The organism is Salmonella sp. FC25216, from assembly GCF_057751355.1.
Genome location: NZ_JBDGON010000004.1, coordinates 402658 through 424771, shown reverse-complemented (window position 1 = coordinate 424771; position 22114 = coordinate 402658). Strand labels below are relative to the sequence as shown.

At 50.5% G+C, this 22114-nt stretch carries 37 protein-coding genes and 1 pseudogene; 3 read left to right on the top strand and 35 right to left on the bottom strand.

The genetic code is table 11. The annotated features are described in order from the left end of the window. The first annotated feature begins 18 nt into the window (after positions 1–18). Together trkA and mscL are read left to right on the top strand one after the other, a co-directional pair. Entirely contained in the window at positions 19–1395 is a 1377-nt protein-coding gene (gene trkA / locus AC3G3F_RS11260; RefSeq protein WP_000691374.1) for a Trk system potassium transporter TrkA, read from the top strand. 141 nt (positions 1396–1536) lie between these two features. Beyond that, entirely contained in the window at positions 1537–1950 is a 414-nt protein-coding gene (mscL, locus tag AC3G3F_RS11255; protein ID WP_053510233.1) for a large-conductance mechanosensitive channel protein MscL, read from the top strand. Position 1951: 1 nt separating this feature from the next. On the opposite strand, the pseudogene AC3G3F_RS11250 reads toward mscL, so the two are convergent. The 31 genes and pseudogenes from AC3G3F_RS11250 to rpsJ form a co-directional block, all read right to left on the bottom strand. Next, positions 1952–2155: pseudogene (locus AC3G3F_RS11250) on the bottom strand (alternative ribosome-rescue factor A); the annotation flags it as partial. Positions 2156–2212: 57 nt separating this feature from the next. Further along, positions 2213–2638, bottom strand: a complete 426-nt coding sequence (zntR, locus tag AC3G3F_RS11245) for a Zn(2+)-responsive transcriptional regulator (RefSeq protein ID WP_023246885.1) — start codon at positions 2636–2638, stop codon at positions 2213–2215. A 10-nt stretch (positions 2639–2648) separates the two neighbouring features. After that, positions 2649–3017 carry a DnaJ family domain-containing protein gene (locus tag AC3G3F_RS11240; protein WP_000266515.1) on the bottom strand — a complete coding sequence of 123 codons (369 nt, stop codon included), beginning with the start codon at positions 3015–3017 and terminating at the stop codon, positions 2649–2651. 107 nt (positions 3018–3124) lie between these two features. Next, positions 3125–3511: a 50S ribosomal protein L17 gene (rplQ, locus tag AC3G3F_RS11235; RefSeq protein WP_001216372.1), complete on the bottom strand. Its 387-nt coding sequence runs from the start codon at positions 3509–3511 to the stop codon at positions 3125–3127. A 40-nt stretch (positions 3512–3551) separates the two neighbouring features. After that, positions 3552–4541, bottom strand: coding sequence for a DNA-directed RNA polymerase subunit alpha (locus AC3G3F_RS11230; protein ID WP_001162094.1), 990 nt, complete (start codon positions 4539–4541; stop codon positions 3552–3554). Positions 4542–4566: 25 nt separating this feature from the next. After that, positions 4567–5187, bottom strand: a complete 621-nt coding sequence (rpsD, locus tag AC3G3F_RS11225; RefSeq protein WP_000135226.1) for a 30S ribosomal protein S4 — start codon at positions 5185–5187, stop codon at positions 4567–4569. Positions 5188–5220: 33 nt separating this feature from the next. After that, positions 5221–5610, bottom strand: a complete 390-nt coding sequence (gene rpsK / locus AC3G3F_RS11220) for a 30S ribosomal protein S11 (RefSeq protein ID WP_001029758.1) — start codon at positions 5608–5610, stop codon at positions 5221–5223. Positions 5611–5626: 16 nt separating this feature from the next. Then, on the bottom strand, positions 5627–5983 hold the full coding sequence (gene rpsM, locus AC3G3F_RS11215; RefSeq protein ID WP_000090780.1) for a 30S ribosomal protein S13: 357 nt from the start codon (positions 5981–5983) through the stop codon (positions 5627–5629). A gap of 146 nt (positions 5984–6129) precedes the next feature. Beyond that, positions 6130–6246 (bottom strand): 50S ribosomal protein L36, encoded by a 117-nt coding sequence (gene rpmJ, locus AC3G3F_RS11210; RefSeq protein WP_000868187.1) that lies wholly within the window; start codon positions 6244–6246, stop codon positions 6130–6132. Between the two features lie 31 nt (positions 6247–6277). Beyond that, positions 6278–7609 carry a preprotein translocase subunit SecY gene (secY, locus tag AC3G3F_RS11205; RefSeq protein WP_023246887.1) on the bottom strand — a complete coding sequence of 444 codons (1332 nt, stop codon included), beginning with the start codon at positions 7607–7609 and terminating at the stop codon, positions 6278–6280. 7 nt (positions 7610–7616) lie between these two features. Beyond that, positions 7617–8051, bottom strand: coding sequence for a 50S ribosomal protein L15 (gene rplO, locus AC3G3F_RS11200; RefSeq protein ID WP_001238917.1), 435 nt, complete (start codon positions 8049–8051; stop codon positions 7617–7619). 3 nt (positions 8052–8054) lie between these two features. Beyond that, a complete protein-coding gene (gene rpmD / locus AC3G3F_RS11195; protein ID WP_001140434.1) occupies positions 8055–8234 on the bottom strand; it encodes a 50S ribosomal protein L30 in 180 nt (59 codons plus the stop codon). Between the two features lie 3 nt (positions 8235–8237). Then, positions 8238–8741, bottom strand: coding sequence for a 30S ribosomal protein S5 (gene rpsE / locus AC3G3F_RS11190; RefSeq protein ID WP_000940121.1), 504 nt, complete (start codon positions 8739–8741; stop codon positions 8238–8240). A 14-nt stretch (positions 8742–8755) separates the two neighbouring features. Continuing rightward, positions 8756–9109, bottom strand: a complete 354-nt coding sequence (gene rplR / locus AC3G3F_RS11185) for a 50S ribosomal protein L18 (protein ID WP_000358956.1) — start codon at positions 9107–9109, stop codon at positions 8756–8758. Positions 9110–9118: 9 nt separating this feature from the next. Next, positions 9119–9652 (bottom strand): 50S ribosomal protein L6, encoded by a 534-nt coding sequence (gene rplF, locus AC3G3F_RS11180; protein WP_023246888.1) that lies wholly within the window; start codon positions 9650–9652, stop codon positions 9119–9121. A 12-nt stretch (positions 9653–9664) separates the two neighbouring features. Then, the gene (gene rpsH / locus AC3G3F_RS11175) at positions 9665–10057 is read right to left on the bottom strand and encodes a 30S ribosomal protein S8 (RefSeq protein ID WP_000062611.1); all 393 of its coding nucleotides are present in this window, start codon (positions 10055–10057) and stop codon (positions 9665–9667) included. 33 nt (positions 10058–10090) lie between these two features. Further along, positions 10091–10396, bottom strand: coding sequence for a 30S ribosomal protein S14 (gene rpsN, locus AC3G3F_RS11170; RefSeq protein ID WP_001118932.1), 306 nt, complete (start codon positions 10394–10396; stop codon positions 10091–10093). Positions 10397–10410: 14 nt separating this feature from the next. Further along, positions 10411–10950 (bottom strand): 50S ribosomal protein L5, encoded by a 540-nt coding sequence (gene rplE, locus AC3G3F_RS11165; RefSeq protein WP_001096206.1) that lies wholly within the window; start codon positions 10948–10950, stop codon positions 10411–10413. Between the two features lie 14 nt (positions 10951–10964). Next, on the bottom strand, positions 10965–11279 hold the full coding sequence (gene rplX, locus AC3G3F_RS11160; protein ID WP_000729185.1) for a 50S ribosomal protein L24: 315 nt from the start codon (positions 11277–11279) through the stop codon (positions 10965–10967). Between the two features lie 10 nt (positions 11280–11289). Further along, on the bottom strand, positions 11290–11661 hold the full coding sequence (gene rplN / locus AC3G3F_RS11155) for a 50S ribosomal protein L14 (RefSeq protein WP_000613954.1): 372 nt from the start codon (positions 11659–11661) through the stop codon (positions 11290–11292). A gap of 289 nt (positions 11662–11950) precedes the next feature. Continuing rightward, positions 11951–12205 (bottom strand): 30S ribosomal protein S17, encoded by a 255-nt coding sequence (gene rpsQ, locus AC3G3F_RS11150; RefSeq protein ID WP_000130101.1) that lies wholly within the window; start codon positions 12203–12205, stop codon positions 11951–11953. Next, a complete protein-coding gene (gene rpmC / locus AC3G3F_RS11145; protein ID WP_000644742.1) occupies positions 12205–12396 on the bottom strand; it encodes a 50S ribosomal protein L29 in 192 nt (63 codons plus the stop codon). Before rpmC ends, rpsQ begins: the two co-directional genes overlap by 1 nt. Continuing rightward, the gene (gene rplP, locus AC3G3F_RS11140) at positions 12396–12806 is read right to left on the bottom strand and encodes a 50S ribosomal protein L16 (RefSeq protein ID WP_000941208.1); all 411 of its coding nucleotides are present in this window, start codon (positions 12804–12806) and stop codon (positions 12396–12398) included. The genes rpmC and rplP overlap by 1 nt, the downstream gene beginning before the upstream one ends. A 12-nt stretch (positions 12807–12818) precedes the next feature. After that, a complete protein-coding gene (rpsC, locus tag AC3G3F_RS11135) occupies positions 12819–13520 on the bottom strand; it encodes a 30S ribosomal protein S3 (protein WP_000529945.1) in 702 nt (233 codons plus the stop codon). A 17-nt stretch (positions 13521–13537) separates the two neighbouring features. After that, entirely contained in the window at positions 13538–13870 is a 333-nt protein-coding gene (rplV, locus tag AC3G3F_RS11130) for a 50S ribosomal protein L22 (protein ID WP_000447529.1), read from the bottom strand. 14 nt (positions 13871–13884) lie between these two features. After that, positions 13885–14163 carry a 30S ribosomal protein S19 gene (gene rpsS / locus AC3G3F_RS11125; protein ID WP_001138115.1) on the bottom strand — a complete coding sequence of 93 codons (279 nt, stop codon included), beginning with the start codon at positions 14161–14163 and terminating at the stop codon, positions 13885–13887. A gap of 16 nt (positions 14164–14179) precedes the next feature. Next, positions 14180–15001: a 50S ribosomal protein L2 gene (gene rplB / locus AC3G3F_RS11120; protein ID WP_000301869.1), complete on the bottom strand. Its 822-nt coding sequence runs from the start codon at positions 14999–15001 to the stop codon at positions 14180–14182. 17 nt (positions 15002–15018) lie between these two features. Further along, the gene (gene rplW / locus AC3G3F_RS11115) at positions 15019–15321 is read right to left on the bottom strand and encodes a 50S ribosomal protein L23 (protein ID WP_000617546.1); all 303 of its coding nucleotides are present in this window, start codon (positions 15319–15321) and stop codon (positions 15019–15021) included. Beyond that, positions 15318–15923 (bottom strand): 50S ribosomal protein L4, encoded by a 606-nt coding sequence (gene rplD, locus AC3G3F_RS11110; protein ID WP_000424395.1) that lies wholly within the window; start codon positions 15921–15923, stop codon positions 15318–15320. The genes rplW and rplD overlap by 4 nt, the downstream gene beginning before the upstream one ends. 10 nt (positions 15924–15933) lie before the next feature. Continuing rightward, on the bottom strand, positions 15934–16563 hold the full coding sequence (gene rplC, locus AC3G3F_RS11105; protein ID WP_000579838.1) for a 50S ribosomal protein L3: 630 nt from the start codon (positions 16561–16563) through the stop codon (positions 15934–15936). Between the two features lie 32 nt (positions 16564–16595). After that, complete coding sequence (rpsJ, locus tag AC3G3F_RS11100) at positions 16596–16907, bottom strand: 30S ribosomal protein S10 (RefSeq protein ID WP_001181005.1); 312 nt, start codon at positions 16905–16907, stop codon at positions 16596–16598. Positions 16908–17286: 379 nt separating this feature from the next. Here rpsJ and hopD point away from each other — a divergent pair, with 379 nt between their 5' ends. Next, positions 17287–17754 (top strand): prepilin peptidase, encoded by a 468-nt coding sequence (hopD, locus tag AC3G3F_RS11095; protein WP_023246889.1) that lies wholly within the window; start codon positions 17287–17289, stop codon positions 17752–17754. Here the strand turns inward: hopD and bfr are convergent. The 4 genes from bfr to fusA all read right to left on the bottom strand — a co-directional run bounded on the left by bfr (position 17751) and on the right by fusA (position 22050). Further along, complete coding sequence (gene bfr, locus AC3G3F_RS11090) at positions 17751–18227, bottom strand: bacterioferritin (protein WP_000675530.1); 477 nt, start codon at positions 18225–18227, stop codon at positions 17751–17753. The two genes, hopD and bfr, sit on opposite strands and share 4 nt — an antisense overlap. 72 nt (positions 18228–18299) lie before the next feature. Further along, on the bottom strand, positions 18300–18494 hold the full coding sequence (gene bfd / locus AC3G3F_RS11085; protein ID WP_000289082.1) for a bacterioferritin-associated ferredoxin: 195 nt from the start codon (positions 18492–18494) through the stop codon (positions 18300–18302). Positions 18495–18679: 185 nt separating this feature from the next. After that, positions 18680–19864 carry an elongation factor Tu gene (tuf, locus tag AC3G3F_RS11080; protein WP_000031748.1) on the bottom strand — a complete coding sequence of 395 codons (1185 nt, stop codon included), beginning with the start codon at positions 19862–19864 and terminating at the stop codon, positions 18680–18682. Between the two features lie 71 nt (positions 19865–19935). Then, complete coding sequence (gene fusA, locus AC3G3F_RS11075) at positions 19936–22050, bottom strand: elongation factor G (RefSeq protein ID WP_023247910.1); 2115 nt, start codon at positions 22048–22050, stop codon at positions 19936–19938. Between the last annotated feature and the right edge of the window lie 64 nt (positions 22051–22114).

Genomic DNA, 22114 nt, shown 5'->3' with positions numbered 1-22114 from the left:
GATAACGGGCCACGACTGATGAAAATTATCATACTGGGCGCAGGGCAAGTTGGCGGAACACTGGCGGAAAACCTGGTCGGCGAAAACAACGACATCACGGTGGTTGATACCAACGGCGAACGGTTACGCAGTTTGCAAGATAAGTTCGATCTACGCGTGGTTCAGGGGCATGGATCGCATCCCCGCGTACTGCGCGAAGCGGGCGCTGACGATGCGGATATGCTGGTCGCTGTCACCAGTTCAGATGAAACCAATATGGTTGCCTGTCAGGTAGCCTATTCACTCTTCAACACCCCAAACCGTATCGCCCGCATTCGCTCCCCGGACTATGTTCGCGATGCGGATAAACTCTTTCACTCTGAAGCGGTTCCGATTGATCATCTGATCGCGCCGGAGCAGTTGGTTATCGATAATATTTATCGCCTGATCGAGTATCCAGGCGCATTACAGGTTGTAAACTTTGCCGAAGGGAAAGTCAGTCTGGCAGTAGTAAAAGCCTACTATGGCGGTCCACTAATAGGTAACGCGCTCTCGACGATGCGAGAACATATGCCGCATATCGATACCCGCGTTGCCGCAATTTTCCGCCATGACAGACCAATCCGCCCTCAAGGCTCGACTATCGTGGAAGCAGGGGATGAAGTCTTCTTTATTGCGGCTTCACAGCATATCCGTGCAGTAATGAGCGAATTACAGCGTCTGGAAAAACCCTACAAACGCATCATGCTGGTTGGCGGCGGCAATATCGGCGCCGGCCTGGCAAGACGTCTGGAAAAAGACTATAGCGTTAAATTGATCGAACGCGATCAACAGCGAGCCGCAGAACTGGCTGAGAAGCTGCAAAACACGATCGTCTTTTTTGGCGACGCTTCCGATCAGGAATTGCTGGCGGAAGAGCATATTGATCAGGTCGATCTCTTCATCGCGGTCACTAACGATGACGAAGCCAATATCATGTCCGCGATGTTGGCTAAGCGTATGGGTGCCAAAAAAGTCATGGTGCTGATTCAGCGTCGAGCTTATGTCGACCTTGTGCAGGGTAGCGTTATAGATATTGCGATTTCTCCGCAGCAGGCCACCATCTCTGCATTACTGAGCCATGTGCGTAAAGCGGATATCGTCGGCGTTTCCTCATTACGCCGCGGCGTCGCGGAAGCCATCGAGGCCGTGGCGCATGGTGATGAAAGCACATCTCGCGTGGTGGGCCGCGTCATTGACGAAATTAAATTACCGCCGGGAACAATTATCGGCGCGGTCGTTCGCGGCAATGATGTCATGATTGCCAATGACAACCTCCGTATTGAGCAAGGCGATCACGTCATTATGTTTCTGACCGATAAAAAGTTTATTACCGACGTCGAGCGTCTGTTCCAGCCAAGCCCTTTCTTCCTCTAATTTAAGGGGCGCTCATTCAGCGCCCTTTTTAATTCCCTTTATTTATCAAGGTTTAATTTATTTCGCTAAACAGAAGCCGTAAATGGAAAATGCCTTAGCATTTGTTAAACTTATAACGTCAGCTGCATAGGGAGAATAAAAATGAGTTTTATTAAAGAATTTCGCGAATTCGCGATGCGCGGGAATGTTGTGGATTTGGCAGTGGGTGTCATTATTGGCGCGGCATTCGGGAAGATTGTTTCTTCACTGGTTGCCGATATCATTATGCCGCCGTTGGGGTTATTAATTGGCGGGATCGACTTTAAACAATTTGCTTTTACGCTACGCGAAGCGCAGGGAGATATCCCGGCGGTCGTCATGCATTACGGCGTGTTTATCCAGAACGTATTTGATTTTGTGATTGTGGCGTTTGCTATTTTTGTTGCCATTAAGCTTATCAACAGACTCAACCGTAAAAAAGCAGAAGAGCCGACAGCCCCGCCAGCGCCTTCTAAAGAGGAAGTGTTATTGGGCGAAATCCGCGATCTGCTGAAAGAACAAAGTAACCGTTCTTAATAAGCAGAAGGCCAGTGGTAAAAAAGTCACTGACTTTCTTGCCACTGGCCTCCCAGTTCCCTCGATTACCGTGTTTACCTTTACGCAAATAGCTTCCCTTACCTTTCTTATTTTTTTCAACGCGTTGCCTGAAAAGGGGATCGTGTAACAATGCCTCGATGGCGTTATCCTTTATCTGCCCTTTCTTATGTTGATAGCGACTCATAATATCTCCCGTTTGTATAAATTAACGGCGCGAGTGTAGTCCCGCCGGTTCAATAAATCAACATCCTGATTTCACTCCACTGGCCCCCTGCTCCAGGGCTTCCAGAATGGAACAATAGACGCTACTATGCGCCGTTCCGCAACAAGCATCATTAAGCCTTTGTAACGAACGCCGCATCGTTTCCAGCTCCGCAATCCTGGCTTCAACCTCCTGCAATCGATCTTGCACAATGCTTTTTGACTCCTGGCAGGTATGATGCTCAGGATCAATTCGGATCGATAAAAGTTCGCGGATCGACTCAAGCGTGAAACCCAACTGCCGCGCATGACGAATAAACTTGAGACGCTGAAGATCGTTTTCCGTATATAGACGAAACCCGCCTTCAGTACGTACCTCATGATCCATCATCTGCTGTTTTTCATAGTAGCGAATGGTATCAGGCGTTACTTCTGCCAGCTTTGCCAGCTCACCAATGCGATACATACAAGCTCCGTTAATTATCGTTGATTTTATGCAACAGTTTTTCTGCATACTCACCATGTAAAAAGTCGGTACTCAACCCAGCCTGCCGAAGTTTTAGTTCAAGCAGTGAGAGCTGGCGACTTACCTGATGGTATCGAGGGTCATCTTCCCGGATACTGTTGAGGATATCAAGTAACTGAATAGCATCTCTGCGCTGCTCCAGTTCAGGAGGAAGACAGCCCGCATTCTTGAGTAAGCGATAACCCGCACGAAGTTCCGCCGGCACATGAGAATCATCATCCAGAATAAGCGGTTCGCCGCGGCCAGGCAGATTATCAAACTCGCCTTTACGCTGTGCCTCGATAATATGACGCTCTGCCCACTGGTCAAGTAACCACATACGACACTCCATGGGTTGAACAAAAAGAATACAAGTATTGTAGATATGTGGGGATCGGGCGGGTATAAAAAAACCCGCCGAAGCGGGTTTTTTTACGTTACTACAGATTACTCTGCAGCAGCTTCTGCTTTCGATTCAGAGCGATCAACCAGCTCGATGTATGCCATCGGCGCATTGTCGCCTGCACGGAAGCCACACTTCAGAATGCGAGTGTAACCACCGGCGCGGCTCGCGAAACGCGGGCCCAGCTCGTTAAACAGTTTTGCCACGATCTCGTTATCACGAGTACGGGCGAATGCCAGACGACGATTAGCAACGCTATCAGTCTTGGCAAGAGTAATCAGCGGCTCAACTACGCGACGCAGCTCTTTCGCTTTAGGCAGGGTCGTCTTGATGATTTCATGACGAACCAGTGAACCTGCCATATTGCGGAACATAGCCTGGCGATGGCTGCTGTTGCGGTTCAGTTGACGACCACTCTTACGATGGCGCATGACCTTATCCTTCTCAGTAAAACCTTAACCTGTGATCCGGTTACTCGTCAGCGATGCTTGCCGGTGGCCAGTTTTCCAGGCGCATACCCAGAGACAGTCCACGGGAAGCCAGCACGTCTTTAATCTCGGTAAGAGATTTTTTACCCAGGTTAGGCGTCTTAAGAAGCTCAACCTCGGTACGCTGTACCAGATCACCGATATAGTGGATAGCTTCTGCCTTGAGGCAGTTAGCAGAGCGGACAGTCAATTCCAGATCGTCAACAGGGCGCAGCAGGATCGGATCGAATTCTGGTTTCTCTTCTTTCACTTCCGGCTGACGTACATCACGTAAATCAACGAAAGCTTCCAGTTGTTCAGCCAGGATGGTTGCCGCACGACGAATCGCCTCTTCAGGATCGATTGTGCCGTTGGTTTCCATTTCGATGACCAGCTTGTCCAGGTCGGTACGCTGTTCTACACGCGCTGCTTCAACATTGTAGGCAATACGCTCTACAGGGCTGTAGCAGGCGTCGACCAGCAGACGGCCGATTGGGCGCTCATCTTCTTCCGAATGAATTCGGGTAGAAGCCGGCACATAACCACGACCGCGCTGAACTTTGATACGCATACTAATAGACGCGTTTTCATCGGTCAGGTGGCAGATCACGTGCTGCGGCTTGACGATTTCGACATCCCCATCATGGGTGATATCGGCTGCAGTCACAGGGCCAATGCCAGATTTATTCAAGGTAAGAATAACTTCATCTTTACCCTGAACTCTCACCGCCAGCCCTTTCAGGTTGAGCAGGATTTCCAGGATGTCTTCCTGAACGCCTTCTTTGGTGCTGTACTCATGTAGTACACCATCAATCTCAACCTCGGTCACCGCGCAACCCGGCATCGATGAGAGCAGAATACGGCGCAGTGCGTTACCCAGAGTATGGCCGAAGCCACGCTCTAAAGGCTCAAGGGTCACCTTGGCGTGCGTCGAACTCACTTGCTCGATATCTACCAGGCGCGGTTTTAGAAACTCTGTCACAGAACCCTGCATTGTGTCCTCTCTTTGGTACTAAGCTTTACTTGGAGTAAAGCTCGACGATCAGGTGTTCGTTAATGTCCGCAGACAGATCAGAACGCTCAGGCTTACGCTTGTACGTACCTTCCATCTTGCCAGCATCAACTTCCAGCCAGGTTGGCTTTTCACGCTGCTCAGCCAGCTCCAGAGCGGCTTTCACGCGAGACTGCTTCTTCGCTTTCTCACGAATGCTAACAACGTCATTCGGACTAACCTGATAAGAAGCGATGTTAACAACACGACCGTTTACCATAATTGCTTTATGGCTAACCAGCTGACGTGCTTCTGCACGAGTGGCACCGAAGCCCATACGGTATACAACGTTGTCCAGACGACCTTCCAGCAGAGCCAACAGGTTTTCACCGGTGTTGCCTTTCAGACGTGCTGCTTCTTTGTAGTAGTTACGGAACTGACGCTCCAGCACACCGTAAATGCGGCGAACTTTTTGCTTTTCACGCAACTGCACACCATAGTCAGACAGACGCGGCTTACGCGCACCGTGCTGGCCAGGAGCTTGTTCAATTTTACACTTGGTATCGATCGCGCGAACGCCAGACTTAAGGAATAAGTCGGTGCCCTCACGACGGCTCAGCTTGAGCTTAGGACCCAAATATCTTGCCATTTTCTTTCTCCAACTAACCTGGAAAACGAAGCGTTATACGCGACGTTTTTTCGGCGGACGACAACCGTTATGAGGGATCGGAGTCACATCAGTAATATTAGTGATGCGGAAACCAGCGGCGTTCAGTGCACGAATCGTAGATTCGCGGCCTGGACCCGGACCTTTAACCATAACTTCCAGATTCTTGATGCCGTATTCTTTCACGGCGTCAGCGCAACGCTCTGCTGCAACCTGAGCTGCAAACGGAGTGGATTTGCGAGAACCACGGAAACCGGAACCACCGGCTGTTGCCCAACCCAGCGCATTACCCTGACGATCGGTAATAGTCACGATGGTGTTGTTGAAAGAAGCATGGATATGAGCCACGCCGTCAGAGACTTGTTTTCTTACACGTTTACGTGCGCGAACTGGTGCCTTTGCCATTATTCAATCACCCCGATTATTTCTTGATCGGTTTGCGCGGACCCTTACGGGTACGAGCGTTGGTCTTGGTACGCTGACCGCGAACCGGGAGACCACGACGATGACGCAAACCGCGATAGCAACCAAGATCCATCAGGCGCTTGATGCTCATGCTGATTTCACGGCGCAGATCACCTTCAACGACAAATTTGGCAACTTCGTCACGCAGCGTGTCGATTTGTTCTTCAGACAGCTCACTGATCTTAACATTTTCAGCGATACCCGCTGCAGCCAGGATGGCTTTAGAACGGGTCTTGCCGACACCGTAGATCGAAGTTAATGCGATCACGGCGTGTTTCTGATCAGGAATGTTAATGCCTGCTATACGGGCCACTATGCACTCCTACTATTTAATATGTACGTACCATGCTGAAAAGCCCGTTTTCAGGATACTCAAATGGAAACGTACAGACATACAAAAGATTGGCTGGCTAATCTAGCCAGCTCAACCCAACTTTGCAAGAAAAATATGCGAAAAAATCAGCCTTGGCGCTGTTTATGCTTCGGCTCGGCACTGCAAATCACACGGATGACGCCATCACGCTTAACGATTTTGCAGTTACGGCATAATTTCTTGACGGAAGCACGAACTTTCATTTTTACTCTCCGTAACTTCTCAGGCGACCAATTAACGGCCGTAGCCTTTCAGGTTCGCCTTCTTCAATGCAGACTCATACTGACTGGACATCATCAGAGTTTGCACTTGAGCCATAAAGTCCATAATCACGACAACAACGATAAGCAGTGAGGTCCCACCGAAGTAGAACGGCACTTTCATTGCATCACGCATGAACTCCGGGATCAGGCAGATAAAGGTAATGTACAGTGCACCAACCAGGGTCAGGCGGGTCATTACTTTATCGATATACTTCGCCGTTTGCTCTCCCGGACGAATTCCTGGTACAAATGCACCGGACTTCTTCAGGTTATCTGCTGTTTCACGCGGGTTGAAAACCAACGCCGTGTAGAAGAAACAGAAGAAGATGATTGCAGACGCATAGAGTAACACATAAAGCGGTTGCCCAGGCTGCAAATACAGCGAAATTGTTGTCAGCCAGTTCCAACCAGTACCGCCCCCGAACCATGACGCAATGGTCGCTGGGAACAGAATAATACTGGAAGCGAAGATTGCCGGGATTACCCCCGCCATATTCACTTTCAGCGGTAAATGTGTGCTCTGTGCAGCATAGACACGACGACCTTGCTGACGTTTGGCGTAGTTTACCACAATGCGGCGTTGACCACGTTCAACGAAGACTACAAAGAACGTCACTGCAAATACTAATACTGCAACCAACAGCAACACGAGGAAGTGCAGGTCGCCTTGACGCGCTTGCTCGATAGTATGGGCAATGGCTGGCGGGAGTCCCGCAACGATACCAGCGAAGATGATGATTGAGATACCGTTACCGATACCACGTTCAGTAATCTGTTCGCCGAGCCACATCAGGAACATAGTTCCTGTAACCAGACTTACAACAGCGGTGAAATAGAATGCAGCGCCTGGATTCATCACTAGGCCCTGCATACCAGGCATATTCGGTAGACCGGTAGCAATACCGATCGACTGGAATATCGCCAGCACCAGAGTACCGTAGCGGGTGTACTGGCTGATCTTACGACGACCAGACTCCCCTTCTTTCTTAATTTCCGCTAACGTTGGGTGAACCACCGTCAGTAGCTGGATAATGATCGATGCCGAAATATACGGCATGATCCCCAGAGCAAAGATAGAAGCACGGCTGAGAGCACCACCAGAGAACATGTTAAACATTTCAATGATGGTGCCTCGCTGTTGCTCAAGCAGTTTGGCAAGTACAGCGGCATCAATACCAGGGATCGGAATAAAAGAGCCAATACGGAACACAATCAGCGCGCCGATAACAAACAGCAGTCTGCGTTTCAGCTCGCCTAAGCCACCTTTGGCACTTTGAAAATCTAATCCCGGTTGTTTAGCCATCTGCTACTTATTCCTCGATTTTACCGCCAGCAGCTTCGATAGCAGCACGAGCGCCTTTAGTAACACGCAGGCCACGAACAGTTACCGGAGTAGTGACTTCGCCAGCCAGGATCACTTTCGCGAACTCGATCTGGATACCGATAATGTTTGCCGCTTTCAGCGTGTTCAGGTCTACAACGCCGCCTTCTACTTTCGCCAGGTCAGACAGACGAACTTCGGCTGTAATCGCTGCTTTGCGAGAAGTGAAGCCGAATTTCGGCAGACGACGGTACAGAGGCATCTGACCACCCTCGAAACCGCGACGTACGCCACCGCCAGAACGAGACTTCTGACCTTTGTGACCACGACCACCGGTTTTACCGAGGCCAGAACCGATACCACGACCCAGGCGTTTACCCGCCTTTTTGGAGCCTTCGGCCGGAGACAGAGTATTTAAACGCATCTCTTACTCCTCAACTTTAACCATGAAGGAAACCGCGTTGACCATACCACGAACAGCAGGAGTATCCTCGCGCTCTACGGTGTGGCCAATACGACGCAGACCCAGGCCAAGCAGCGTTGCCTTGTGTTTCGGCAGACGACCGATTGCACTGCGGGTTTGAGTAATTTTAATAGTCTTTGCCATGGTTTATTTCCCCAGAATTTCTTCAACGGATTTACCACGCTTGGCAGCGACCATTTCTGGAGAATTCATATTTTCCAGGCCATCAATAGTTGCACGAACCACGTTGATCGGGTTAGTGGAACCGTATGCTTTAGCCAGAACGTTATGAACCCCAGCAACTTCCAGAACGGCGCGCATTGCACCACCGGCGATGATACCGGTACCTTCGGAAGCTGGCTGCATGAATACACGAGACCCCGTGTGAACACCTTTAACCGGGTGTTGCAGGGTGCCGTTGTTCAGCGCGACGTTAATCATATTGCGACGGGCTTTTTCCATCGCTTTCTGGATCGCTGCTGGAACTTCACGCGCTTTACCGTAACCAAAACCAACGCGACCGTTACCATCACCCACTACAGTCAGAGCTGTGAAGGAGAAAATACGACCACCTTTAACGGTTTTAGATACGCGGTTTACCGCGATCAGCTTTTCCTGCAGTTCGCCAGCTTGTTTTTCGATGTGAGCCATCTTACACCTCTACCTTAGAACTGAAGGCCAGCTTCACGGGCAGCATCTGCCAGTGCCTGGACACGACCATGATATTGGAACCCGGAACGGTCAAAGGACACATCTTTGATGCCTTTTTCCAGAGCGCGTTCAGCGACAGCTTTACCCACAGCTGCAGCCGCGTCTTTGTTACCGGTGTACTTCAGTTGTTCAGCGATAGCTTTTTCTACAGTAGAAGCAGCTACCAGAACTTCAGAACCGTTCGGTGCAATTACCTGTGCGTAAATATGACGCGGGGTACGATGTACCACCAGGCGAGTTGCGCCCAGCTCTTTGAGCTTGCGGCGTGCGCGGGTCGCACGACGGATACGAGCAGATTTCTTATCCATAGTGTTACCTTACTTCTTCTTAGCCTCTTTGGTACGCACGACTTCGTCGGCGTAACGAACACCCTTGCCTTTATAAGGCTCAGGACGACGGTAGGCGCGCAGATCTGCTGCAACCTGGCCGATCATCTGCTTATCAGCGCCTTTCAGCACGATTTCAGTTTGAGTCGGACATTCAGCAGTAATACCTGCCGGCAGCTGATGATCAACCGGGTGAGAGAAACCTAAAGACAGGTTTACTACATTCCCTTTAACCGCTGCACGATAACCTACACCAACCAGCTGCAGCTTCTTAGTGAAGCCTTCGGTAACACCGATAACCATTGAGTTCAGCAGGGCACGCGCGGTACCAGCCTGTGCCCAACCGTCTGCGTAACCATCACGCGGACCGAAGGTCAGTGCATTATCTGCATGTTTAACTTCAACAGCATCGTTGAGAGTACGAGTCAGCTCGCCGTTTTTACCTTTGATCGTAATAACCTGACCGTTGATTTTGACATCAACGCCGGCAGGAACAACGACCGGTGCTTTAGCAACACGAGACATTTTTTCCTCCGATTAGGCTACGTAGCAGATAATTTCGCCACCAAGACCAGCCTGGCGCGCTGCACGATCAGTCATAACACCTTTAGAGGTAGAAACAACCGCGATACCCAGACCGGCCATAACTTTCGGCAGCTCATCTTTACGTTTGTAGATGCGCAGGCCTGGGCGGCTGACACGCTGAATGCTTTCTACAACAGCTTTACCCTGGAAATACTTAAGTGTCAGTTCCAGTTCCGGCTTGGTGTCGCCTTCAACTTTAAAATCTTCAATAAAACCTTCTTCCTTCAGCACGTTGGCAATTGCCACTTTCAGCTTGGAGGAAGGCATGGTGACCGCAGCTTTGTTCGCGGCCTGACCGTTACGGATACGGGTCAGCATATCCGCGATCGGATCTTGCATGCTCATCTGTCTTTACTCCCGTGATTCAATTGGTGACAATTACCAGCTAGCCTTTTTCAGACCCGGAATTTCACCGCGCATAGCGGCTTCACGGACCTTAATACGGCTCAACCCGAACTTCCGCAGGAAAGCGTGCGGACGACCAGTTTGACGGCAGCGGTTACGCTGACGTGACGGGCTGGAATCACGCGGCAGAGTCTGCAGCTTAAGAACCGCATTCCAACGATCTTCGTCGGTTGCGTTCACATCAGAGATGATCGCTTTCAGTTCAGCGCGTTTCGCGAAGTATTTATCAGCTAAAGCTACGCGTTTTACTTCGCGTGCTTTCATTGATTGCTTAGCCATTTAGTAACCCTACCTTACTTGCGGAACGGGAAGTCAAAGGCAGCCAGCAGAGCACGGCCTTCTTCGTCAGATTTCGCAGTAGTGGTAATGGTAATATCCAAACCACGAACGCGGTCGACTTTATCGTAGTCGATTTCTGGGAAGATGATCTGCTCACGGACACCCATGCTGTAGTTACCACGACCGTCGAATGACTTAGCGGACAAGCCACGGAAGTCACGGATACGAGGAACAGCAATAGTGATCAGGCGCTCAAAGAACTCCCACATGCGTTCGCCACGCAGAGTTACTTTACAGCCGATCGGATAGCCCTGACGGATTTTGAAGCCTGCAACAGATTTGCGTGCTTTGGTGATCAACGGCTTTTGACCGGAGATTGCTGTCAGGTCTGCTGCTGCGTTATCCAGCAGTTTCTTGTCAGCGATCGCTTCACCAACACCCATGTTCAGGGTGATCTTCTCGACCCGAGGGACTTGCATGACAGAATTGTAGTTAAACTCAGTCATGAGTTTGTTAACTACTTCGTCTTTGTAGTAATCATGCAGTTTCGCCATCGTACTACTCCAAATTACTTGATAGTTTCGCTGTTAGACTTGAAGAAACGGACTTTTTTGCCGTCTTCGAATCTAAAGCCTACACGGTCAGCCTTGCCGGTTGCCGCATTGAAGATTGCAACGTTAGAAACCTGAATTGCAGCTTCTTTTTCAACGATGCCGCCTGGTTGGTTCAGAGCCGGAACCGGCTTCTGGTGTTTCTTAACCAGGTTGATACCTTCAACAATGACCTTGCCGGAAGACAGGACATTCTTAACTTTACCGCGCTTACCTTTATCTTTACCGGTTAACACGATAACTTCGTCATCACGACGGATTTTCGCTGCCATGATTCGCTCCTTAGAGTACTTCTGGTGCCAGAGAGATAATTTTCATGAACTTCTCGTTACGAAGTTCACGAGTTACCGGCCCAAAAATACGCGTACCGATAGGCTGCTCGCTGTTATTGTTTAAAATAACGCATGCATTACCATCGAAGCGAATGACAGAACCGTCCGGGCGACGAACACCCTTCTTGGTGCGCACCACTACCGCCTTCAGCACATCACCTTTTTTGACCTTACCACGCGGAATCGCTTCTTTGATGGTGATCTTAATGATGTCGCCTACGCCTGCGTAGCGACGGTGCGAGCCACCCAGAACCTTGATACACATTACGCGACGTGCACCGGAGTTGTCGGCGACGTTCAGCATAGTCTGTTCTTGGATCATTTTAGTGCTCCGCTAATGTCAACTACTACTGAGACCCGAAAATCAGGTCGTTAAAAAAACCCCATATCGAGGGCGCGGCATTATAACACCGCAAATCAGATATGGGTAGAAAAAATAAACGGCCCATCGGTGAGCCGTTTATTCGTATCGAGAATATACACGTCGTACTTCAAGTTGCAGATGCGTTGGCCGCGTTCACTCACTCCAGTCACGTACTAATGTACGCTCCTGGGATTCGCTCTCTTGCCGCCTTTCTGCGACTCGAATTACTTAGTGTATCGGTACTGTATTACAGAACCGCTTTCTCTACAACGCGAACCAGAGTCCAGGATTTAGTCTTGGACAGCGGACGGCATTCGCGGATTTCAACCACGTCGCCGATACCACATTCGTTGTTCTCGTCATGTACGTGCATTTTGGTCGTACGCTTGATGAATTTACCGTAGATCGGGTGTTTCACAAAACGTTCGATAGCAACAACAATGGATTTCTCCATTTTGTCGCTAACCACGCGACCTTGCAGAGTACGGATTTTATCGGTCATTACGCACCCGCCTTCTCAGTCAGTAAAGTCTTAACGCGTGCGACATCACGACGCACTTGCTTCAACAGGTGAGACTGTTGCAGCTGGCCACTTGCAGCCTGCATACGCAGGTTGAACTGCTCACGCAGCAGGTTCAGTAGCTCGGTGTTCAGCTCTTCAACGCTCTTCTCACGCAGCTCTTTTGCTTTCATTACATCACCGTCTTAGTTACAAAGGTGGTTTTAATCGGCAGTTTCGCTGCTGCCAGCTTGAATGCTTCACGGGCCAGCTCTTCCGGTACGCCGTCCATTTCATACAGGACTTTACCCGGCTGAATCAAGGCAACCCAATACTCCACGTTACCTTTACCTTTACCCATACGCACTGCCAGCGGCTTTTCAGTGATCGGTTTGTCCGGGAATACACGGATCCAGATCTTACCTTGACGCTTAACTGCACGGGTCATAGCACGACGTGCTGCTTCGATCTGACGGGCAGTCAGACGACCACGGCCAACAGCTTTCAGGCCGAAGCTGCCGAAGCTAACATCCGCGCCAGCAGCCAGACCACGGTTGCGGCCTTTGTGCATTTTACGGAATTTTGTACGCTTTGGTTGTAACATCAGCGACGCTCCTTATTTACGGCCTTTACGCTGCTGCTTTTTCGGTTGAGCAGCCGGTTTTTCCGGTTGTTCAACAGCAGCCATACCACCCAGGATCTCGCCTTTGAAGATCCACACTTTAACGCCGATTACACCGTAAGTGGTGTGCGCTTCAGAGGTGTTGTAGTCGATGTCAGCACGCAGAGTGTGCAGCGGTACGCGACCTTCGCGGTACCATTCGGTACGTGCGATTTCCGCGCCGCCCAGACGGCCGCTAACTTCAACTTTGATACCTTTAGCGCCCAGACGCATAGCGTTCTGTACAGCACGCTTCATCGCACGACGGAACATAACGCGACGTTCCAGCTGAGAAGTGATGCTGTCAGCAACCAGTTTAGCGTCCAGTTCAGGTTTACGAACTTCGGCGATATTGATCTGTGCAGGAACGCCAGCGATATCCGCTACGACCTTACGCAGTTTTTCTACGTCTTCACCTTTTTTACCGATAACGATACCCGGGCGAGCGGTGTGAATGGTCACACGGATGCTCTTAGCCGGACGCTCGATAACGATACGAGATACAGACGCTTTAGCCAGTTCCTTCGTCAGGTACTGACGTACTTTAAAATCGCTGTCCAGGTTGTCAGCGAATTCTTTGGTGTTCGCAAACCAGGTAGAGTTCCATGGTTTTACAATACCCAGGCGAATACCATTAGGATGTACTTTCTGACCCATTGCTAGTCTCCAGAGTCTCAGCGATCGGACACAACCACAGTGATGTGGCTGGTGCGCTTCAGGATGCGATCTGCACGACCTTTTGCACGCGGCATAATGCGCTTCATGCTCGGGCCTTCGTCTACGAAAATTTTCGTAACTTTCAGATCGTCAATGTCAGCGCCATCGTTGTGTTCAGCGTTAGCAATGGCAGATTCCAGAACTTTCTTGACCAGTACAGCCGCTTTCTTATTGGTGTAGGTCAGAATATCCAGAGCCTGCGACACTTTCTTACCGCGAATCAGGTCAGCAACAAGGCGAACCTTCTGAGCAGAAGAACGAGCATGGCGATGTTTAGCGATAGTTTCCATCTCTTCCTCCTACCTTATTTCTTCTTCGCTTTTTTATCAGCAGCGTGGCCGCGATAAGTACGAGTCGGTGCGAATTCACCCAGTTTGTGACCGACCATTTCGTCGGAAACAAATACCGGAACGTGCTGACGACCATTATGGACAGCGATGGTCAAACCGATCATGTTAGGAAAGATCGTTGAACGACGGGACCAGGTGCGCAGGGGCTTCTTGTCTCCGCTTTCCACCGCTTTCTCTACCTTCTTCAGCAAGTGCAGGTCAATAAAAGGACCTTTCTTGAGAGAACGTGGCATGGCTTATCCTCTAAAATTATTTGCTACGGCGACGTACGATGAATTTATCGGTACGCTTGTTGCTGCGGGTCTTCTTACCTTTGGTCTGAACGCCCCACGGAGTTACCGGGTGCTTACCAAAGTTACGACCTTCACCACCACCATGTGGGTGATCTACTGGGTTCATCGCAGTACCGCGAACGGTAGGACGAACGCCACGCCAGCGTGCAGCACCTGCTTTACCCAGAACGCGCAGCATATGCTCAGCATTGCCAACTTCGCCCAGGGTTGCACGGCAGTCTGCTTCGACTTTACGCATTTCACCAGAACGCAGACGCAGGGTGACATAAGCGCCATCGCGAGCAACGATCTGAACGTAAGTACCAGCGGAACGCGCCAGCTGACCGCCTTTACCTGGTTTCATTTCTACGTTATGAACGGTAGAACCAACCGGGATATTGCGCATCGGCAGGGTGTTGCCTGCTTTGATTGCAGCATCAACGCCAGACTGAATCTGGTCGCCAGCTTTCAGGCCTTTCGGGGCCAGGATGTAACGGCGTTCACCGTCTTTGTACAGAACCAGCGCGATGTTCGCGGAACGGTTCGGATCGTACTCAAGACGTTCAACAACTGCCGGGATACCGTCTTTGTTGCGTTTGAAGTCAACAATACGGTAAGCCTGTTTGTGACCACCACCGATATGACGAGTGGTGATACGGCCATTGTTGTTACGACCACCGGATTTGCTGTTTTTTTCAACCAGCGGAGCAAAAGGTTTGCCCTTGTGCAGCTCTGGGTTGACCACTTTAACGACGTGGCGACGACCCGGAGATGTCGGTTTACATTTAACAACTGCCATTGTATTACTCCTCCGACTTACTCAGCGCCGCCGACGAAGTCCAGATTCTGGCCTTCTTTCAGGGTGACGTAAGCTTTTTTCCAGTCGCTACGACGACCGATACGCTGTCCGTGACGTTTAACTTTCCCTTTAACAACCAGGGTGTTAACGACTTCGACTTCGACTTCAAACAGTTTCTGCACAGCAGCTTTGATTTCTGCTTTGGTCGCGTCTTTAGCAACTTTGAGAACGATGGTGTTGGTTTTTTCCATCGCAGTAGACGCTTTTTCAGAAACGTGCGGTGCGCGCAGCACCTTCAGCAGACGTTCTTCACGAATCATGCCAGCATCTCCTCAACTTGCTTAACAGCATCAGCAGTCATTACGACTTTGTCGAAGGCGATCAGGCTAACCGGGTCGATACCAGTCGCATCGCGTACGTCAACCTTGTGCAGGTTACGTGCGGCCAGGAACAGGTTCTCGTCCAGCTCACCGGTGATGATCAGCACATCTTCCAGAGCCATGTCTTTCAGTTTCTGTGCCAGCAGCTTAGTTTTCGGCGCTTCTACAGAGAACTTTTCGACAACGATCAGACGATCCTGACGTACCAGTTCGGACAGGATGCTTTTCAGCGCGCCGCGGTACATCTTCTTGTTAACTTTTTGACTGTGGTCCTGCGGACGAGCAGCGAAGGTCACGCCACCAGAACGCCAGATCGGGCTCTTGATAGAACCTGAACGCGCACGGCCTGTGCCTTTCTGGCGCCACGGTTTTTTACCGGAACCAGTTACTTCAGCACGAGTCTTCTGAGCACGAGTACCCTGACGAGCACCAGCTGCATAAGCAACAACAACCTGGTGAACCAGCGCTTCGTTGAAATCACGACCGAAGGTAGTTTCGGAAACAGTCAGCGCGCTCTGCGCGTCTTTCAATACTAATTCCATTGCTATCCCCTTACGCCTTCACAGCTGGTTTAACGATCAGGTCGCAACCGGTTGCACCCGGAACACCACCCTTAACCAGCAGCAGGTTGCGCTCAGCGTCAACGCGTACTACGTCAAGGCTCTGAACGGTTACGCGCTCATTACCCATCTGACCTGCCATTTTCTTGCCTTTGAACACTTTGCCCGGAGTCTGGTTCTGACCGATAGAACCCGGAACGCGGTGAGACAAGGAGTTACCGTGAGTCGCGTCCTGGGTACGGAAGTTCCAGCGCTTAACGGTACCTGCGAAACCTTTACCTTTAGAGGTACCGGTTACGTCAACTTTTTTAACGTCAGCAAACAGTTCAACGCTGATGCTCTGACCTACGGTGTATTCTTCGCCTTCAGCCAGACGGAATTCCCACAGACCACGGCCAGCTTCTACGCCAGCTTTAGCAAAGTGACCCGCTTCCGGCTTGGTGACACGGTTAGCTTTTTTAGCACCCGTAGTAACCTGAACAGCGCGGTAGCCATCGTTAGCCAGGTCTTTAACCTGAGTAACACGGTTTGCTTCAACTTCGATTACGGTTACTGGGATAGAGACGCCATCTTCAGTGAAGATGCGGGTCATACCCACTTTTTTACCGACTAAACCAATCATTGTATCAACCTCTCAATCGCTCGATGACCTGATTAACCCAGGCTGATCTGCACGTCTACACCGGCAGCCAGGTCCAGACGCATCAGAGCATCAACGGTTTTCTCGGTTGGCTCAACGATGTCAACCAGACGCTTGTGAGTGCGAATTTCGTACTGATCGCGCGCATCTTTGTTAACGTGCGGAGAAATCAGAACGGTAAAGCGCTCTTTGCGGGTCGGCAGCGGGATCGGACCGCGAACCTGCGCACCAGTGCGCTTGGCAGTCTCGACGATTTCCGCGGTTGATTGATCGATCAGACGATGATCAAACGCTTTCAGGCGGATACGGATTCTTTGGTTCTGCATGAGACCAGAGCTCCAATTATTTTATAAACGAAAATGATTACTCCTCACACCCATTACGATTGATGGGAGAGTGTAACCGTTCTTACGTAGCTCCCCGATTGGGAGCATTGTTAAATAGCCAAATCGGCTATTCGAGGTTCAAATCGAACCTGCCGTCAATTACGACAAGCCCGCGCATTATACGTAAATCTCAGCCTGACGCAAGTGTCGGATAGAAATTAAACACTTTATCCTTATGCGGGCATGATTCCAGATAGCGCGCATGAGATAGCAACGCGCATATTTTCTTTGGAAGGCATCAGGCAAAGCTGGCAATACGTCGTTGTCGCTGTCGCATAAATCTATAAAGGTGAGCACAAGCTTTGACGAGGATTTGCTTATGTTTGTCGCCCTTCTCTTTCTGATCTTTTATGCGTCGTTCTCTTTATTGCTTGGCATATACGACGCGCGTACCGGCCTGCTGCCTGACCGGTTTACCTGTCCATTGCTGTGGGGTGGTCTGCTTTATCACCAGATTTGCCTGCCGGAGCGTTTACCGGATGCGCTTTGGGGCGCTATCGCCGGCTATGGCGGATTCGCGTTAATTTACTGGGGCTATCGCCTGCGTTATCAGAAAGAGGGACTGGGGTATGGTGACGTCAAGTTCCTTGCTGCCTTAGGGGCGTGGCATTGTTGGGAAGGACTACCATTACTGATTTTCCTTGCCACCATGCTGGCCTGTGGTGGCTTTGGCGTCGCGCTACTGGTGAGAGGTAAATCGGCATTAATAAACCCGCTACCTTTTGGGCCATGGCTGACGGTGGCGGGTTTCATGACAAGTTGGAAAGATTTCTTTCCGGATGGTTAATCGGTAACCTTAATTTGTGATTGCAGATAATTTTGCATACCGAGTTTGGCAATCAAATCCAGCTCAGTTTCCAGCCAGTCGATGTGGCCTTCCTCGTCAGCAAGGATTTCAATCATCATATCCCGACTGACATAATCATGAACGCTATCGGCATAGGCTATTGCCTCACGTAGGTCTTTTGCGCCTTCCAGCTCAAGCCGGAGATCCGATCGTAACATCTCTTCGACATCTTCACCGATGCCCAGCTTACCCAGATCCTGTAGGTTCGGTATGCCTTCCAGAAATAAGATACGCTCAATGTACTTATCCGCGTGTTTCATCTCATCAATGGATTCATGGTACTCAACATCATTAAGCCGGGTCAGCCCCCAGTTTTTAAACATACGGGCATGAAGAAAATACTGATTAATTGCGACAAGCTCATTTCCCAATAGTTTATTGAGATAATTTATGATTTTAACATCACCTTTCATTTTATAGTCCCTCCGCTTCCACTCTCTAGAGCGTAGATGGGGCTACAGGGATGTCAAAAAAAAGAGTGTGACTCAGGCGATCTCTTTAAATTCCGGCATTTGTGTTAACTCATCCTGCATCACTTCTCGCGCGGCGCGAATACACTTACCACATTGATTTCCCACAGGAATAAATTTACGCAACTGTTGAAATGACTGTGGATGAAATTGTCGTACAGCCTGGCGGATTTTTTTATCGCTTATACCATTACACAAACAAACGTACATGATCGCTCCCGTTCAATTTCTGCGCAAAGTGTAAATGAGAATGGTTATGATTACAATAGCACAAAGCGATTTACGCCACGGGAGAAACGTTAAAAAGGGCGAATAAATATAACGGCGACTAAATAGCAGGCAACAAAAAAGGGCGCCTAAGCGCCCTTTTCAATTCAAAACTAATTAACGAGTAATTAGCCGAGAACTTTAGCAACAACGCCCGCGCCAACGGTACGGCCGCCTTCACGGATTGCGAAACGCAGACCGTCGTCCATCGCGATCGGGTGGATCAGGGTAACAACCATTTTGATGTTGTCGCCCGGCATTACCATCTCCACGCCTTCCGGCAGTTCGATGGTGCCAGTCACGTCAGTGGTACGGAAGTAGAACTGCGGACGGTAGCCTTTGAAGAACGGAGTATGACGGCCGCCTTCATCTTTGGACAGAATATACACTTCAGATTCGAACTTGGTGTGCGGCTTGATGGTGCCCGGCTTAGCCAGTACCTGACCACGTTCGATTTCTTCACGTTTGATACCACGCAGCAGAACACCTACGTTCTCACCAGCACGGCCTTCGTCCAGCAGCTTGCGGAACATTTCAACGCCAGTACAGGTAGACTTCTGAGTCTCTTTGATACCAACGATTTCAACTTCTTCGCCCACTTTGATGATACCGCGCTCTACACGACCAGTAACAACGGTACCACGACCGGAGATGGAGAATACGTCTTCGATCGGCAGCAGGAACGGCTTGTCAATCGCACGCTCTGGTTCCGGGATGTAAGAATCCAGGAAGCCAGCCAGTTCGATGATTTTCGCTTCCCACTCTGCGTCGCCTTCCAGCGCTTTCAGAGCAGAACCACGAACGATTGGCGTGTCGTCGCCCGGGAAGTCGTACTGAGACAGAAGTTCACGAACTTCCATTTCTACCAGTTCCAGCAGCTCTTCGTCATCAACCATGTCGCATTTGTTCAGGAACACGATAATGTACGGAACGCCTACCTGACGACCCAGCAGGATGTGCTCACGGGTCTGCGGCATCGGGCCGTCAGTCGCAGCAACAACCAGGATCGCGCCGTCCATCTGCGCAGCACCGGTGATCATGTTTTTAACATAGTCGGCGTGCCCCGGGCAGTCTACGTGTGCGTAGTGGCGGGTCGGGGTATCGTATTCAACGTGAGAAGTGTTGATGGTGATACCACGCGCTTTTTCTTCCGGCGCGTTATCGATCTGGTCGAATGCACGAGCAGCACCGCCGTAGGTTTTAGCCAGTACGGTAGTGATGGCAGCGGTCAGGGTAGTTTTACCGTGGTCAACGTGGCCGATGGTGCCGACGTTAACGTGCGGTTTTGTACGTTCAAATTTTTCTTTAGACACGGCTATATTCCTTACTATAGCGCTCTCCCCTTCAGGAGAGAGCACGGGATTTTGGTTTTTAACCCTGCGGCTTATTTACCACGGGCTTCGATTACGGCCTGAGCAACGTTGTTCGGCGCATCATCATACTTCAGGAATTCCATAGTGTACGATGCGCGACCTTTGGTCAGAGAACGCAGCTGAGTTGCATATCCGAACATTTCAGACAGCGGTACTTCAGCGTGGATCTTAACGCCTGTAACTTCAGATTCCTGACCTTTGAGCATACCACGACGGCGGCTAAGGTCGCCGATAACGTCACCGGTATTCTCTTCTGGTGTTTCTACTTCAACCTTCATGATCGGCTCAAGCAGAACTGGTTTTGCTTTCTTAAAGCCTTCTTTAAAGGCGATAGACGCAGCCAGTTTAAACGCCAGCTCAGAGGAGTCAACGTCATGGTAAGAACCGAAGTGCAGACGCACGCCGAGATCAACTACCGGATAACCCGCCAGCGGGCCAGACTTCAGCTGCTCCTGGATGCCTTTATCAACGGCCGGGATGTATTCGCCAGGAATTACACCACCTTTAATGTCGTTGATGAACTCGTAACCTTTCGGGTTAGAGCCCGGCTCCAGCGGGTACATGTCGATAACAACATGACCATACTGACCGCGACCACCGGACTGTTTCGCGTGTTTACCTTCGATATCGGTAACTTTCGCGCGAATCGCTTCGCGGTAAGCAACCTGAGGCTTACCAACGTTCGCTTCAACGTTGAATTCACGCTTCATACGGTCAACGATGATGTCGAGGTGCAGCTCGCCCATACCAGCGATGATAGTCTGGTTAGATTCTTCGTCAGTCCATACGCGGAACGACGGGTCTTCTTTCGCCAGACGGCCCAGAGCCAGACCCATTTTTTCCTGGTCAGCTTTGGTTTTCGGTTCAACCGCGATGGAGATTACCGGCTCAGGGAATTCCATACGTTCCAGAATGATCGGGTTTTCCGGATCACACAGGGTGTCACCGGTAGTCACGTCTTTCAGGCCGATAGCAGCAGCGATGTCGCCCGCGCGAACTTCTTTGATCTCTTCACGTTTGTTCGCGTGCATCTGAACGATACGACCGAAACGCTCACGTGCAGCTTTCACGGAGTTCATTACGGTGTCGCCAGAGTTAACCACACCGGAGTACACACGGAAGAAGGTCAGGTTACCTACAAACGGGTCGGTAGCGATTTTGAACGCCAGCGCAGAGAACGGCTCGTCGTCGCTTGCGTGACGCTCAGCCGGAGTATCTTTACCGTCATCCAGAATACCGTTGATCGCAGGTACGTCTACCGGGGATGGCAGGTAATCAATTACCGCATCCAGCATCGCCTGAACACCTTTGTTCTTGAATGCAGAACCACAGGTTACCAGGATGATTTCGTTGTTCAGAACACGCTGACGCAGAGCTTGTTTGATCTCTTCTTCAGTCAGTTCTTCACCGCCCAGGTATTTTTCCATCAGCTCTTCAGAAGCTTCCGCAGCGGACTCGATCAGGTTCTGGTGCCATTCGTCAGCCAGGTCCTGCATGTCAGCCGGGATATCTTCATAAGTGAAGGTAACGCCTGCGTCTGCTTCGTTCCAGTTGATGGCTTTCATTTTCACCAGGTCAACAACACCGGTGAAACCTTCTTCAGCACCAATTGCCAACTGCAGCGGAACCGGGTTCGCGCCCAGACGGGTTTTGATCTGACCAACAACTTTCAGGAAGTTCGCGCCCATGCGGTCCATTTTGTTAACGAACGCAATACGCGGAACTTTGTATTTGTTTGCCTGACGCCATACGGTTTCAGACTGCGGCTGAACACCACCAACTGCGCAGTAAACCATTACCGCACCATCGAGAACACGCATGGAACGTTCTACTTCGATGGTGAAGTCAACGTGCCCCGGGGTGTCGATGATGTTGATGCGATGCGGTTCATACTGCTTAGCCATACCAGACCAGAATGCAGTAGTCGCTGCGGAGGTGATAGTAATACCACGCTCCTGCTCCTGCTCCATCCAGTCCATGGTAGCTGCGCCGTCATGAACTTCACCGATTTTGTGGTTTACACCGGTGTAGAACAGAATACGTTCGGTAGTAGTGGTTTTACCGGCGTCGATGTGCGCACTGATACCGATATTACGGTAGCGTGCGATGGGTGTTGTACGAGCCATTTGATTCCTCGTTGATATCTTTAGGCGTTCAGTTAAGTTATCCAAAACGGGCGACTTACCTGAA